This is a genomic window from Amorphus coralli DSM 19760, assembly GCF_000374525.1.
In the GTDB taxonomy this organism is placed as follows: Bacteria; Pseudomonadota; Alphaproteobacteria; order Rhizobiales; family Amorphaceae; genus Amorphus; species Amorphus coralli.
This window is the reverse complement of record NZ_KB894570.1, coordinates 519,718-533,141: the sequence shown is the minus strand read 5'-3', so window position 1 is coordinate 533,141 and position 13,424 is coordinate 519,718. Positions and strand designations below refer to the sequence as shown.

The window sequence follows — 13,424 nt, the reverse complement described above, 5'->3', positions numbered from 1 at the left end:
GATCGGCGGAGCCTCCTTCATGCGATTGATCAAGCTGCCCAGCGACACCCACTTCCGGTTCATGAAGTTCTGGAAGGCCGGGTTCTTTGTCTCCACCGGGCTCTCGGTTCTCTCGATCGTTCTGTTCTTCGTGGTCGGACTGAACTACGGCATCGACTTCCAGGGCGGAACGCTGGTCGAGATCCAGACCAAGGACGGTCCGGCCAACATCGCCGAGATGCGCAGCGAGATTGGCGAGCTCAACCTGGGCGACGTCCAGATCCAGCAGTTCGGCGCGCCGGACACCGTGCTGATCCGCGTCGTTCGTCAGCCGGGCGGCGAGGACGCCCAGCAGCGCGCCGTTCAGCTGATGCGCGACATGTTCGCTGACACCGTGGACTTCCGCCGCGTCGAGGTGGTCGGGCCGCGCGTCTCCGGCGAGCTGGCCCAGGCCGGCATCATTGCTGTCGTCGTCGCGCTGCTGGCCATCATGGTCTACATCTGGCTGCGCTTCGAATGGCAGTTTGCCGTCGGCGCGGTGATCACCACGCTCCACGACGTGTTGCTCACCATCGGGATATTCGCGGTCACGCAACTGGAGTTCAATCTCTCCACGATTGCGGCCGTGTTGACCATCGTCGGCTACTCGCTGAACGACACGGTGGTCGTGTACGATCGGTTGCGCGAAAATCTCAGGCGCTACAAGAAGATGGCGATGCCGGAGATGATCGACCTCTCGATCAACCAGATGCTGTCGCGCACTCTGATGACCTCGATCACCACGCTGATTGCGTTGGGCGCGCTATTCGTCTTCGGCGGCGAGGTGATCCGCTCGTTCACGTTCGCGATGATCTGGGGCGTGCTCATCGGCACCTACTCGTCGATCTTCGTGGCAGCACCGCTGCTCATCTGGTTCGGCCTGCGGCCGTCCTCACCGGATGACAGCGCCGCCGGGACGGCTGAACCCGCAGCCGCCGCGTCCTAGGAATGGCGGAGCCGGACAATCCGGAGAGGGATGAGCCCCGGCCCGCCGGTATCGTGCTCAAGGAAGCCCACTATCCGGGCCGGGCACCGGTGGATGCCTACGGCGGCGGCGGCTTCCGCTTCGCTGAGATGTCGCACCGGGGCTCCATCCTGTGTGTTCCGTCGGGCATTTATGCCTGGGCGCCGGCGGCACCGGATCAGATCGACGCCGACGCGCTCGCCCGGGTGGTTCATGAGGCGGAGGGCATCGAGCTGCTGCTCGTCGGGATGGGTTCGCTGCCCTATCCGCTTGCCGAGCCTCTCAAGCAGATGCTGCGCGATGCCGGCGTGCGCTTCGAGGTGATGGCCACGGGTCCCGCAGTCAGAACGTTCAACGTGCTTCTGGCGGAGAACCGGCCGGTTGCGGCGGCGCTGATCGTGGTGGATTGAGTTCGGGATCCACCGTCGCCACCGCGCGTTCACAGCGGGCGAGGCTCCGCATTGAGCCTCAACGTCCGCCGTTCTGCGATGCCCCTCCCATCTTTCGACAAGTGCCCTAGCTTTCCGTCCGCCATGTCCGACTCGTTCAACCAGTGCCAGGCGATCCTGAGGGACCGCGACCCGGACCGGTTCGCGGCCTCGCTTTATTGCGATCCGGCGCATCGCCCGGGGGTCATGGCGCTCTACGCCTTCCACCTCGAGCTCGCCCGGGTGAGGGAGACGGTCCACGATCCGATGCCTGGCGAGATCCGCCTGCAGTGGTGGCGCGATCTCCTCGACGGGGCGGGACACGGCGATGTGCGGGGCCATCCCGTCGCCGATGCCCTTTTGATGACCATCGAGCGCTACAGGCTGCCTCGGGCACCGCTCGTTGCGATGACCGAGGCGCGCATCTTCGACCTCTACGACGATCCGATGCCGGAGATGAACGCGTTCGAGGGTTACGCCGGGGAAACCCACGGTGCGCTCTTCCAGCTCGTTGCACTCGTGCTCAACGACGGTGCGGATCCCGGCACCGGCACCCTGGCCGGCCACGCCGGCGTCGCGGAGGCGATCGCCGCTGTGGTCCGCGCGCTGCCGCATCATCTGAGACGCGGACAGGTCTTTCTTCCAACCGACGTGCTGGTCCGACACGGCACCAGTGCGGATCGCGTGGTTGCCCAGCCGGAGGAGACGGGAACCCGGGCAGCCGTGGCGGAGCTCGCCGAGCACGGTCGGCACCATCTGCAGCGTTGCCGCGAGATCGGGACCCATGTTCCTGCCGCCGTGGCGCCGGCCTTCCTGCCGCTGGTGCTCGTGCCTCCAGTGCTCCGGAGTGTGGAACGGCGCAGCTATGAGCCGTGGACAAGCGTCGTGGAGACGCCCCGGCTTTCCGCCTTGTGGCGGCTCTGGCAGGGCTCGCGGCGGATGCGTGCGGGTGTGCGATCCGGCACGGTCGCGACGGCCGACTGGCTGAAGGGATAGGGCGGAGGACCGGTCCGCCGAGGTGTGGCCGAGAGGCCTATTCCGCCGCCTCGGCCTCGGACGTGGCCAGCCAGCCATCGAAATCGGCGCGGGCACGGGCAGTCATCAGCCGCTTCTTGGCCTGCCCGCGCGCCGTACCGGTGATCCGCTTGCCGTCGGCGTCATGCTTCGGCGCCTCCATTGGCGGAAACAGCCCGAAATTGACGTTCATCGGCTGAAAGGAACGCGCACCGCCCACAGCCTCACCCTCGATATGGCCGCCGGTGATGTGGTTGAGCAGCGCGCCCATCGCCGTCGTGAGTGGCGGCGGCGCGAGTGTCTGCCCGAGGCGCTCGGCAGCCGCGAGCCGACCGGCGAGGAGCCCGATGGAGGCCGACTCCACGTAACCTTCGCAGCCCGTGATCTGGCCGGCAAAACGGAGCCGAGGGGCCGCCTTCAGTCGCAGCGTTCCATCCAGGAGCTTCGGCGAGTTCAGGTAGGTGTTGCGGTGCAGGCCGCCGAGGCGGGCGAATTGGGCGTTCTCCAGTCCCGGGATGAGGCGGAAGACACGGACCTGTTCGCCATAGGTCAGTTTCGTCTGGAAGCCGACCATGTTGAAGAGGGTGCCGAGCGCATTGTCCTGGCGCAGCTGCACGATGGCGTGCGGCTTGACGGTCGGGTCGTGCGGATTGGTGAGGCCGACCGGCTTCATCGGGCCGTGACGCAGCGTTTCGCGGCCGCGCTCGGCCATCACCTCGATGGGCAGGCAGCCGTCGAAATAGGGGGTGTCGAGCTCCCACTCGCGAAACACGGTCTTGTCCGCGGCGATGAGCGCGTCGATGAAGGTCTCGTAGTCGTCCTTCGACATGGGGCAGTTCAGGTAGTCGGCGCCGGTGCCGCCGGGACCGGGCTTGTCGTAGCGCGACTGGAACCAGGCCTTGTCCATGTCGACGGAATCGAGGTGCACGATCGGCGCGATGGCATCGAAGAAGGCAAGCGAGGTTTCGCCGGTCAGCGCCAGGATTGCCTCGGCCAGGGAGGGCGAGGTCAGCGGGCCCGTGGCGACAATCACCGAGCTCCAGTCCTCCGGCGGCAGGCCGGCGAGTTCGGTGCGGTCGATGGTGACCAGCGGATGGGCCTCCAGCGCTTCGGTGACGGCGGCCGAGAAGCCGTCGCGGTCGACAGCCAGGGCGGCACCGGCCGGCACCTGGTGGCGGTCTCCCTCGCGCATGATCAGCGAGCCGGCGCGGCGCATCTCGTGGTGCAGCAGACCGACCGCGTTCATCTCCGCATCGTCGGAGCGGAACGAGTTCGAGCAGACAAGCTCGGCGAAGCCGCCGGTCTTGTGAACCGGGGTTCCGCGCACCGGGCGCATTTCGTGAAGGATGACGGGCACGCCCGCGAGGGCGAGCTGCCAGGCGGCTTCGCTTCCGGCTAGGCCGGCACCGACGACGTGAACGGGTTCCATGCCTCACCTATGCGGCCGGGATGGCCTGCCGGTCAACAGGCGGATGGGCCGGGAGGGTTACAAGCCAGAAGCGGGGTGGACGGCGGTGTGGCACGGTCGCGACAGGCTGAGGGCGAGTGGCGCGATCACGGTTTATTTGTCGTAAACGGACTGGTCATGAAGACGGTGCCAGAGTACCGGAGACAGTCGCAGGAGCGGAGAATCAGACGGGTGCTCAAACAACTGGCGCTGATCCTGGCCGCGGGCCTTGCCGTCTCGGGCTGCATGCAGCAGCAGAAGGGGCAGCCGGCCATGTGGTATGCGGCGAATCAGGCGGTGCCGCCGACGGCAACGAAGATTGTGGTCTGCCACGGCTTCGGCTGTGTCCAGCGCACGTCGGTGACGCTGAGCAAGCGCAACATCCGTACCTTCAAGGCGATGCTGGCGCGCGGACGCTCTTCGCCGGCGGCCGAGCGCAAGGCCATCGGCGAGGCCATCGCCTGGATGGAAAAGACCGTGGCACCTTCCGTGGGATCCGACGACGATGTGCCCGGGCTCGACCTGCGCAATGCCGGCGTCGCGGGCCAGATGGATTGCATCGACGAATCCACCAACACGACGAGCTACCTGCTGTTTGCCGAAGAGCGCGGCTTCCTGAAGCACCACACCGTGGCACGGCCCGTGGCGCGCGGCTTCTTCCTCGACGGACGCTACCCGCATGCAACGGCGGTGGTTCGCGAAACGGAGACCGGTAAGGCTTTCGCCGTCGATTCCTGGCCGCAGGCCAACGGTGAGCGTCCCGAAATCATGTCGCTCGAGGACTGGTTCAACACCCATCCTCTGTTTGGCTGATCGGGCCAGTCACACCTCGACCGGGCGGCACATCAGTGGCTTTCCGGATGAAGTTCGAGGGGCTCGTGTTCAGGCGGCGCCGGCCGAGAAGGTCCGGTCGGAAAGGTTGAGCCGCTCCGCCGCAATCCGGCGCGCCGCCTCGGCCTGGACGGGCTCCTTGTCGGCAGCTTCCAGGTCATCCAGCAGGTTGCGGGCGATGAGCGTCAGGAGGTCGCGGCGCGGCTTTCCGCTCGCATCCACCGGCAGTGCCTCGACGATCTGCACGAGGTCCGGCGTGCCCGGACCGGCCAGTTCCTCCCGGCACCAGGCTTGAAGCTCCGCAGGTTCAACCGCCGCATCGGTCTCCACGAAAGCGTAGAGCCCAGCGCCGTGGCGCGGATAGGGATAGCTCGCCACAGCTGAGCGCCGCACGGCGGGATGGGCCTGAAGTCGCTCTTCCACCTTCGCACCGTAGTCCTTGAGCCTGTCATGTCCGCCTTCGCCGTCGGACCAGGAGAAGAGACCGCGCGTGACCGAGTTGTAGACGCGCTTGCCGGTGGCCATCCACAGCCGGGTGGGCAGGCTCTTGGTGGCGAGGATCCTGCGTTCGCGCGCCGTCAGCGCATCGGAACAGTAGCGCTTCTTGTGCTTGAGAAGGTGGCGGAGATCCTCGTAGGCCAGCACCCGATAGAGCTTCCCGCGGCGTGGATGCACACTGGCGAGCTGGAAATCGATGAGGGCGGGGCGCCCATCGGACAGGCGCAACCAGTTCTGCTGCTTGGCGAGATCGTTGTGGACCACGCCGCGCCGGTGCAGCGCATAAAGACAGCGCTTGGCTTCGCGGAAGAACGCAGTCTCGCCATGCGGCTCGGCAATGTGCAGCGGGACCCCGGACAGCCAGGACCGGTAGAGGCGCCGCTGCCCCGTCCCAACCAGGCGGGGCACGTAGTCGAGGTCGGAGAGGCGCTCCAACGCCCGGCGCTCACGCCAGAAGAGATAGTAGGCCAGCGGCTTCGACCACAGCGGTGTCGGGCGCACGTCCCGCTCTACCACGGTTTCATCGCCCAGCCGCCCCAGGGTGACGCGGCTGAAAACGTCGCTCTTCAGGACGGTATCGGCCTCGAAGGCGGAATCGGTTGCGGGCAAGGGGGATCTCTCCGGCATCTTGGCGCCCTCAATAAATCATTTTGGGCCCGAAGGGAGCCTGAGGCGTCGCAAAAACCGTTGGTGGGGAAAACCGTGCGCAAGCCGGTCCCGAAATGGAAAACGCCCGCCGGAGGGAGGAGCCGGCGGGCGTTCCATATCACCGCGGCCCGAGGGGAGGGGGTGGCCGCGGCTACCGAGCCGGACGAATGTGAGGGGCACATTCCGGCTCGTATCTGGTGTCGTCCCGGCCCTCCGGACGAGGGCGAAACGAAAGGGGGTGGCGGGCGAGACGCTCAACTGGTTTCGCCCGGCCGGAAAATCAAGGGCGATGAAAGTCCCGGGAGCGGCCGACGATCTTCTCGATGTCCAGCGAAGTCAGGCCCAGGTCCATCTGCTGGCGGGGCGAGAGCTTGCTGAGCTCGACGAGATTGCGGTTGTCCTTCCAGGACTGAAACGTCCGAACGAAAATGTCGAACATGGCGGCGCTCCAAGAAAACGCACGTGCGGTTGCCAAACCTTCCACGTGGATGGGGACGAAAAAAACCGACGGAAGGGCTGCCCGCCGCGACCGTCGACTGACCCCTATATGTGCGAACCTGACCCTTTTGTAATCAGATAAAAAGGCATGTCAGTCCTGCACGGAATGCATTGCCTTTTCCGCAGTTTCACGCGGGTTCCGACACGATTGGGTCGCAATTGGAAAAGCGTCGCTGCCCTATTCCGCAGCAGCGACTGCCCGTGCGTTGGGCCGGCGTGCCAGAAGCTCGGCCAGGAAGCGTCCCGTATGGCTTTCAGTGTTTGCCGCAATCTGCTCGGGCGTGCCCATCGCGACGATGCGGCCGCCCCCGTCGCCGCCTTCCGGCCCGAGGTCGATCACCCAGTCCGCGGTCTTGATGACTTCGAGATTGTGCTCGATCACGACAACCGTGTTGCCGGTCTCCACGAGACGGTGGAGCACTTCAAGCAGCTTGGCCACGTCATGGAAGTGGAGGCCGGTGGTGGGCTCGTCGAGAATGTAGAGGGTGCGGCCGGTCGCCCGCTTTGACAGTTCCTTCGCGAGCTTGACGCGCTGGGCCTCGCCACCCGACAGCGTCGTCGCTTGCTGCCCGATCTTGATGTAGCTGAGACCGACCTGCTTCAGCGTCTCCAGCTTGTCGCGTACCTGCGGAACCGCTTCGAAGAAGCTGCAGCCTTCCTCGACCGTCATCTCCAGCACATCGGAAATGGACTTGTCGCGGAAGGTGACCTCGAGCGTCTCGCGGTTGTAGCGCTTGCCCTCGCAGACGTCGCAGGTGACGTAGACGTCGGGCAGGAAGTGCATCTCGATCTTGATGACGCCGTCGCCCTGGCACGCCTCGCAGCGCCCGCCCTTCACGTTGAAGGAAAAGCGCCCCGGGCCATAACCACGCGCCTTGGCCTCCGGAAGGCCGGCGAACCATTCGCGGATCGGCGTAAAGGCGCCGGTGTAGGTGGCCGGATTGGAGCGCGGCGTGCGCCCGATGGGCGACTGGTCGATATCGATGATCTTGTCGATCTGTTCCAGGCCCTCGATGGAATCGTGCGGGGCGGGGACGTCGCGCGCCCCGTTCAGCCGCCGCGCAACCGCCTTGTAGAAGGTGTCGAGAAGCAATGTCGACTTGCCGCCGCCGGAGACGCCAGTGACGGCAGTGAAGGTGCCGAGTGGCAGCTCGAAGGAGACGTTTTTCAGGTTGTTGCCGCGCGCACCGCTGAGCTTGATCTTGCGCGCCTTCTTCGGCTTGCGGCGCTCGCCGGGCACAGCGATTTCCCGTGCGCCCGACAGATACTGACCCGTGAGCGAGGCCGGGTCGACGACGATCTCCTCGGGCGTGCCCTGGGCAACCACCTGGCCACCGTGCACGCCGGCGCCCGGACCGACATCGACCACGTAATCCGCCGAGAGCACCGCGTCCTCGTCGTGCTCCACCACGATGACCGTGTTGCCGAGGTCGCGCAGGCGCTTCAACGTTTCCAGCAGGCGGGCGTTGTCGCGCTGGTGCAGGCCGATCGACGGTTCATCGAGGACGTAGAGGACGCCGGTCAGACCGGACCCGATCTGGGAGGCGAGGCGGATGCGCTGGCTTTCGCCGCCCGACAGCGTGCCGGAATTGCGCGACAGCTGCAGATAGTCGAGCCCGACATCGACGAGGAAGCGGAGGCGCTCCCGGATCTCCTTCAGGATCCGCGACGCGATCTCGTTCTGCTTGTCGGTCAGCTTTGCGTCGAGATCCCCGAACCAGGTATGCGCGTCACGGATCGACAGCTGCGAGGCCTCTCCGACGTGGCTGCCGGCGATCTTCACTGCCAGAGCTTCTGGCTTTAGCCGGTAGCCGCCGCACGCCTCGCACGGCTTGTCGGACTGGTAGCGCGAGAGTTCTTCGCGCACCCACTGGGAATCGGTCTCCCGCCAGCGCCGTTCAATGTTGGTGACCACTCCCTCGAACGACTTCTTGGTCTGGTAGCTTCTGAGGCCGTCGTCATAGACGAAAGCGATCTTTTCTCTCGTGCCGTAGAGAATGGTGTCGCGCACCGCGTCCGGCAGGTCCCGCCAGGGCGTGGTCATTGGCACGTCGTAGTGCTTGCAGATCGCCTCGAGGGTCTGGGTGTAGTAGGGCGAGGTGTTGCCGGTGCGCGCCCAGGGCAGGATCGCGCCGTTCCTGAGCGACAGGCTGTCGTCCGGAACCACGAGGTCGGCCTCGAAGGACAGGGTCGTTCCGAGGCCGTCGCAGGTCGGGCAGGCGCCGAACGGGTTGTTGAACGAAAACAGCCGTGGCTCGATCTCGGGGATCGTGAACCCGGAAACCGGACAGGCGAACTTTTCGGAGAAGACGACCCGGCGCGGCGCCCCGGTCTCGTCCGTCTCGTCCGCGTACTCGACGAAGGCGATGCCGTCGGCAAGGCGGAGCGCCGTTTCCAGCGAATCTGCCAGCCGGGTGCCAATGTCCTCGCGCACCACGACGCGGTCGACCACCACGTCGATGTCGTGCTTGATCTTCTTGTCGAGTGCCGGAGCCTCGGCGATCTCGTGGAAGGTGCCGTCGATCTTGACCCGCTGGAAGCCCTTCTTCTGCAGCTCCGCGAGTTCCTTGCGGTACTCGCCCTTGCGGCCGCGCACGATGGGCGCAAGGAGGTAGAGCCGGGTCTTTTCCGGCAGGGCGAGCACCCGGTCGACCATCTGACTGACGGTCTGGCTCTCGATGGGCAGTCCGGTCGCCGGCGAATAGGGGATGCCGACGCGTGCCCACAGGAGGCGCATGTAGTCGTAGATCTCGGTGACCGTGCCCACCGTTGAGCGCGGGTTGCGCGACGTGGTCTTCTGCTCGATGGAAATGGCCGGCGACAGGCCGTCGATCTGGTCGACGTCCGGCTTCTGCATCATCTCGAGGAACTGGCGCGCGTAGGCCGACAGGCTTTCAACGTAGCGCCGCTGCCCTTCCGCATAGATGGTGTCAAACGCCAGCGAGGATTTGCCGGATCCGGACAGGCCGGTGAACACCACCAGCGAATCCCGCGGGATCTCCAGATCCACGTTCTTCAGATTGTGCTCGCGGGCACCTTTGATCGCGATCGACTTGTGCATGGGCGGAAAACGGGTCCGGTCTGGTGGCAACGGGGCAGCAGGTCAGAGAAACGTGCGTCGACCTAACGCCCAAAGGGGATCGGCTGCAAACCCCGCGCCGGACGAGCGTGCGCGCGCGGCGATTCTTGATGTTCTATCTATGTTCCGCAAGTCGAGGAGATGCAAGTCTCCTCGCGTGCGGGCGGGGAGCGAAACGAAACAACACATAGGGAGCGTGGCTCGATCTGCCAGAGGGGTTGTCGGCGGTCAGTCGAGCGGCTAACAATGTTCCTGTCTTGTTCCGTTGCAGCCTGGCCGGACATTCCGCGTGGCTTTGGCTGGATAAAGTGGTGGACGGGTGCGCGAGGCCATTGGCCGGGGGCGATGGCGGCGGCTATGGTCGCCCGGCCTCTCGCAAGCGTCCGGTTTGGGCAGGAGAGACGTGCCGCCGCGCCACACCTGAAGCGCGACGGATACCTACAGTCGGGTCGAGCGAACCAGGAGAACGACATGGCCGGCAGCGTGAACAAGGTGATCCTGATCGGCAATCTCGGTGCCGACCCGGAAATCCGCCGCACCCAGGACGGCCGGCCGGTCGGGAACCTGCGTATCGCAACCTCCGAAAGCTGGCGCGACAAGACGAGCGGCGATCGGCGCGAGCGGACCGAATGGCACCGGGTGGTGATCTTCAACGAAGGTCTTTGCCGGATTGCCGAGCAGTATCTGCGCAAGGGCTCCAAGGTCTACATCGAGGGCCAGCTGCAGACCCGCGAGTGGGAAGACCAGTCCGGCCAGAAGCGCTACACGACCGAAGTCGTGCTGCAGGGCTTCAACTCGTCGCTGACAATGCTCGACGGCCGCGGTGACGGCGGTGGTGGCGGTGGTGGCTCCTTCGGGGGCGGTGGCGGCGGTGGCTCTTATGGCGGCGGCTCGGGCGGTGGTGGCGGCTTTGGCCAGTCCGGCCCGATGGATTCCGGCGGCGGTAGCAGCGGCTCGTCCGGCGGTGGCGGTGGTTATGGTCGCGACCTGGACGACGAGATCCCGTTCTGACGCACGGGCGGCTTCTGATCCGGACCGGGATGGCGGTCAGGCGATGGAGGGGATGACGTGCTCCTCACCCTTGCCGTTTCCGGCTACCGGTCGCTGCGCGATCTGGTCCTGCCGCTCGACCGGCTGACGATCGTCACCGGCCCAAACGGCAGCGGCAAGTCCAGCCTGTACCGGGCGATCCGGCTTTTGGCCGATACCGCCCAGGGGCGTGTCATCGGATCGCTCGCCGCCGAGGGCGGCCTGCAATCGACACTGTGGGCGGGCCCGGAAGAGGTCAGCCGGCGCATGCGCATCGGCGAGGTTCCGCTTCAGGGCACGATCCGGCGCAACCGGATCCAGCTGCGCCTCGGCTTCGCCAGCGAAGACTACGGTTACGCCCTCGATCTCGGCTTGCCTCAGGACCGCGGCATTTTCGGACGCGATCCGCAGATCAAGTGCGAAGCGGTCTGGGCCGGTGAGGTCATGCGGCGGGGCAACGTGCTCGCGCGCCGCACAGGTCCCCTTGTCGAGATCCTGGAGGACGGCGGCGAGCGGGTGCCGGTGCTGACCGACCTGCCGAGCTTCGAAAGCATGATGACCCATGCGGCCGACCCGCGTCACGCACCGGAACTTCTTGCCCTGCGCGAGCGAATGCGCGGCTGGCGCTTCTACGATCATTTCCGCGTTGACGCGGACGGTCCGCCCCGCCGTGCCCGCGTGGGAACGCGTACCCCGGTCCTGGCAGCGGACGGGGCGGATCTCGCCGCCGCCATCGCCACCATCCGCGAAATCGGTGATCCGGGCGCTCTGGACGAGGCCATCGACGATGCCTTTCCCGGCAGCGAGGTGGAGGTCACCGAGGCAAGCGGACTGTTCGAGATACGCATGCATCAGAAAGGCCTCCTGAGGCCGCTGGGCGCCGCCGAGCTTTCCGACGGCACCTTGCGCTATCTGCTGCTCGTCGCCGCTCTTCTGTCGCCGCGCCCACCATCCCTGCTCGTGCTCAACGAGCCGGAGACGAGCCTGCACCCGGACCTTATCGCCCCTTTGGGTCGGCTGATCGCGCGGGCCTGTGACGCCACGCAGGTGATCGTGGTCACCCACGCCGCGTCGCTGGTCGACGGGCTCGGGGTGGTCAAGGGCGCGCGACTGCTGTCGCTCGAGAAGCGGCTGGGCGAAACCGCGGTCGACTGTGAGGATCGGCCACGGTGGGAGTGGCCGAAACGATGAGAGGGTTGCTGTGCCTCAGGCACATGCGGGGAAGGGGCCGTCATGAACGCTCAACTGCTTGGCCGGTTGTCACTGCCCGGCGATCAGGGGCGACCCAACGAGGATCGGGCCGGGGCAGCGGGGTGCTTTGCCTGGGTCATCGACGGGGCCACGGGGCTGGGCGATTTCGAATGCCTCGACGGGCCCAGCGATGCGGCGTGGCTTGCCGAAACCGCCGACATGGCGATCGCGGCGCGCCTCACGGTCGGCGAAACCGAGCCGGCCGCGTTGATCGCGCACGCAATCGATGCCGCCGCTGAGGCCTTTGCGCGGGATCTCGTGCGGCAGCCGGAAGGCCGGTTCCAGCTCCCGACCGCCTCCATGCTGGTCGCGCGCTTCGACGGGGGCGGCATCGACATTGCCGAACTTGGCGACTGCTCGCTCTATGCGGTGGCGGCGGATCGAACGGTGGCGACCATCGGCAGCGATGCCGAAGGGCGGGCGAGGGAGCGCGAGGGGGCCCGGCTGATGATCGCTCACGGCGCGACCCTCAAAACGCCGGAGGTCCGCCGGCGGATGCGCGAGAGCCGCGCGAAGCGCAACACGCCGGACGGTGCCTGGCTGTTCGGGGTCGAGCGGGAGGCGGCGGCCCATGTGCGCCGCCATCGGCTCGAGCTCGCCGCACCCTTCACTGCGCTTCTCGCCACTGACGGCTTCGCGGCGCTCGTGCAGGATTACGGCCGCACCGACGCGGGCGGGCTGGTCGAGGCAGCACGCCTGCGCGGCCTCGCCAGCCTCGGCGAGGACCTTCGCGCCATCGAGCAAATCGAGGACCCTGACTGCACGATCTTCCCGCGTTTCAAGCCGTCCGACGATGCGACGGCACTGCTGGTCTCGGTCGCCGACTGAGCCGGCTTATGCCGTCTGGGCCAGGGCGATGATGCCATCGGCGACGAACTGCACCGCTAGGGCGGCGAGAATGACGCCGAGCAGGCGGGTCAGCACCGCCCGACCCGTGGCGCCCAGAAACCGGTCCACCCGGGGGGCGGCCAGAAAGATCGCAAGCGTGGCCCCCAGAACCAGTGCGATTGTGGCAATCATCGCGCCGAAGGCAGCGTTGGACGGAGCGTGGTCGGCCAGCAGGATCACGGCGGAGATGGCACCGGGTCCGGCAGTCAGCGGGATGGCCATCGGAAACACGGCGATATCGGAATGTTCTTCGTCATCGCCCGGACGCGCGGCCGGGACGGCGCGCGACGGGCCGTCGTAATCCGGATCGTCCGCTCCATCCTCCGGGGTCTCGTGCGTGGCTTCATGCGCCAACGTCGCCTTGCGCTCCGTGCGCTTGCCGAAAACCATCTCCGCGGCAATCCAGAACAACAGGAGACCGCCGGCGACACGGAAGGCCGCCAGCGAAATACCGAGGAAGCCGAGAAGCTGGCTGCCGACGAGGGCGAAGGCGATCAGGATGCAGAAGGCGACAATCGTTGCCTTGACGGCAGCGACCCGGCGCGCGGCACGCGACCAGCCCGGTGTGAGGCCAAGAAAGATCGGCGCGAGCCCGATGGGATCGACCGTCACGAAGAGCGTCGTGAGCGCGTTGAGGAGATAATTCGTCACTGTCGCGTCCCCCATTTCGGCCGCGTTTCGCCGTCATTGATAGGGGGGCGCACAACCCCCATTTCCGCAGGTTGGAGAAGGTCGGAAGGACGGCATTTTCCCCGAGCCGAAATCTCAAACCTAAGCGATTGATTTCTATCCACTTATTGCTGCATGCGACAGGGTGTTGAAGTGGCCCCG

At 66.3% G+C, this 13,424-nt stretch carries 12 protein-coding genes; 7 read left to right on the top strand and 5 right to left on the bottom strand.

Features of this window, described 5'->3' with window-relative positions; genetic code table 11:
• Window positions 1–19: 19 nt before the first annotated feature.
• From secF to C507_RS0102385, 3 genes are all read left to right on the top strand, one after another.
• Window positions 20–964 (top strand): protein translocase subunit SecF, encoded by a 945-nt coding sequence (gene secF / locus C507_RS23385; RefSeq protein WP_018698057.1) that lies wholly within the window; start codon window positions 20–22, stop codon window positions 962–964.
• Between the two features lie 2 nt (window positions 965–966).
• Window positions 967–1,392: an Mth938-like domain-containing protein gene (locus C507_RS0102390; protein WP_018698056.1), complete on the top strand. Its 426-nt coding sequence runs from the start codon at window positions 967–969 to the stop codon at window positions 1,390–1,392.
• 123 nt (window positions 1,393–1,515) lie between these two features.
• Entirely contained in the window at window positions 1,516–2,406 is an 891-nt protein-coding gene (locus tag C507_RS0102385; RefSeq protein WP_018698055.1) for a phytoene/squalene synthase family protein, read from the top strand.
• A gap of 37 nt (window positions 2,407–2,443) precedes the next feature.
• On the opposite strand, the gene trmFO is transcribed toward C507_RS0102385, so the two are convergent.
• Window positions 2,444–3,853, bottom strand: coding sequence for a methylenetetrahydrofolate--tRNA-(uracil(54)-C(5))-methyltransferase (FADH(2)-oxidizing) TrmFO (gene trmFO, locus C507_RS0102380; RefSeq protein WP_018698054.1), 1,410 nt, complete (start codon window positions 3,851–3,853; stop codon window positions 2,444–2,446).
• A gap of 75 nt (window positions 3,854–3,928) precedes the next feature.
• Between trmFO and C507_RS0102375 the strand changes: the two genes are divergently transcribed.
• Window positions 3,929–4,684, top strand: a complete 756-nt coding sequence (locus C507_RS0102375) for a hypothetical protein (RefSeq protein ID WP_210162072.1) — start codon at window positions 3,929–3,931, stop codon at window positions 4,682–4,684.
• 69 nt (window positions 4,685–4,753) lie between these two features.
• On the opposite strand, the gene C507_RS0102370 is transcribed toward C507_RS0102375, so the two are convergent.
• The 3 genes from C507_RS0102370 to uvrA form a co-directional block, all read right to left on the bottom strand.
• Window positions 4,754–5,809 (bottom strand): AMP-binding enzyme, encoded by a 1,056-nt coding sequence (locus tag C507_RS0102370; protein WP_018698052.1) that lies wholly within the window; start codon window positions 5,807–5,809, stop codon window positions 4,754–4,756.
• A 319-nt stretch (window positions 5,810–6,128) separates the two neighbouring features.
• The gene (locus C507_RS22970) at window positions 6,129–6,287 is read right to left on the bottom strand and encodes a DUF1127 domain-containing protein (RefSeq protein ID WP_018698051.1); all 159 of its coding nucleotides are present in this window, start codon (window positions 6,285–6,287) and stop codon (window positions 6,129–6,131) included.
• A gap of 237 nt (window positions 6,288–6,524) precedes the next feature.
• The gene (gene uvrA, locus C507_RS0102360; RefSeq protein ID WP_018698050.1) at window positions 6,525–9,407 is read right to left on the bottom strand and encodes an excinuclease ABC subunit UvrA; all 2,883 of its coding nucleotides are present in this window, start codon (window positions 9,405–9,407) and stop codon (window positions 6,525–6,527) included.
• A 489-nt stretch (window positions 9,408–9,896) separates the two neighbouring features.
• Here uvrA and C507_RS0102355 point away from each other — a divergent pair, with 489 nt between their 5' ends.
• From C507_RS0102355 to C507_RS0102345, 3 genes are read left to right on the top strand one after another with little or no spacing between them, the layout of a single operon-like run.
• Window positions 9,897–10,436: a single-stranded DNA-binding protein gene (locus tag C507_RS0102355; RefSeq protein WP_018698049.1), complete on the top strand. Its 540-nt coding sequence runs from the start codon at window positions 9,897–9,899 to the stop codon at window positions 10,434–10,436.
• Between the two features lie 57 nt (window positions 10,437–10,493).
• Window positions 10,494–11,645 carry an AAA family ATPase gene (locus tag C507_RS0102350; protein WP_018698048.1) on the top strand — a complete coding sequence of 384 codons (1,152 nt, stop codon included), beginning with the start codon at window positions 10,494–10,496 and terminating at the stop codon, window positions 11,643–11,645.
• Window positions 11,646–11,687: 42 nt separating this feature from the next.
• Window positions 11,688–12,533: a protein phosphatase 2C domain-containing protein gene (locus C507_RS0102345; protein WP_018698047.1), complete on the top strand. Its 846-nt coding sequence runs from the start codon at window positions 11,688–11,690 to the stop codon at window positions 12,531–12,533.
• 6 nt (window positions 12,534–12,539) lie between these two features.
• Here the strand turns inward: C507_RS0102345 and C507_RS0102340 are convergent, their stop codons facing one another.
• The gene (locus C507_RS0102340; RefSeq protein WP_018698046.1) at window positions 12,540–13,259 is read right to left on the bottom strand and encodes a MarC family protein; all 720 of its coding nucleotides are present in this window, start codon (window positions 13,257–13,259) and stop codon (window positions 12,540–12,542) included.
• Window positions 13,260–13,424 lie beyond the last annotated feature (165 nt).

Coding starts and splice junctions, on each gene's coding strand:
- secF (WP_018698057.1), top strand. CDS start 20: ATGCGATTGATCAAGCTGCCCAGCGACACCCACTTCCGGTTCATGAAG.
- C507_RS0102390 (WP_018698056.1), top strand. CDS start 967: ATGGCGGAGCCGGACAATCCGGAGAGGGATGAGCCCCGGCCCGCCGGT.
- C507_RS0102385 (WP_018698055.1), top strand. CDS start 1,516: ATGTCCGACTCGTTCAACCAGTGCCAGGCGATCCTGAGGGACCGCGAC.
- trmFO (WP_018698054.1), bottom strand. CDS start 3,853: ATGGAACCCGTTCACGTCGTCGGTGCCGGCCTAGCCGGAAGCGAAGCC.
- C507_RS22970 (WP_018698051.1), bottom strand. CDS start 6,287: ATGTTCGACATTTTCGTTCGGACGTTTCAGTCCTGGAAGGACAACCGC.
- uvrA (WP_018698050.1), bottom strand. CDS start 9,407: ATGCACAAGTCGATCGCGATCAAAGGTGCCCGCGAGCACAATCTGAAG.
- C507_RS0102355 (WP_018698049.1), top strand. CDS start 9,897: ATGGCCGGCAGCGTGAACAAGGTGATCCTGATCGGCAATCTCGGTGCC.
- C507_RS0102345 (WP_018698047.1), top strand. CDS start 11,688: ATGAACGCTCAACTGCTTGGCCGGTTGTCACTGCCCGGCGATCAGGGG.
- C507_RS0102340 (WP_018698046.1), bottom strand. CDS start 13,259: ATGGGGGACGCGACAGTGACGAATTATCTCCTCAACGCGCTCACGACG.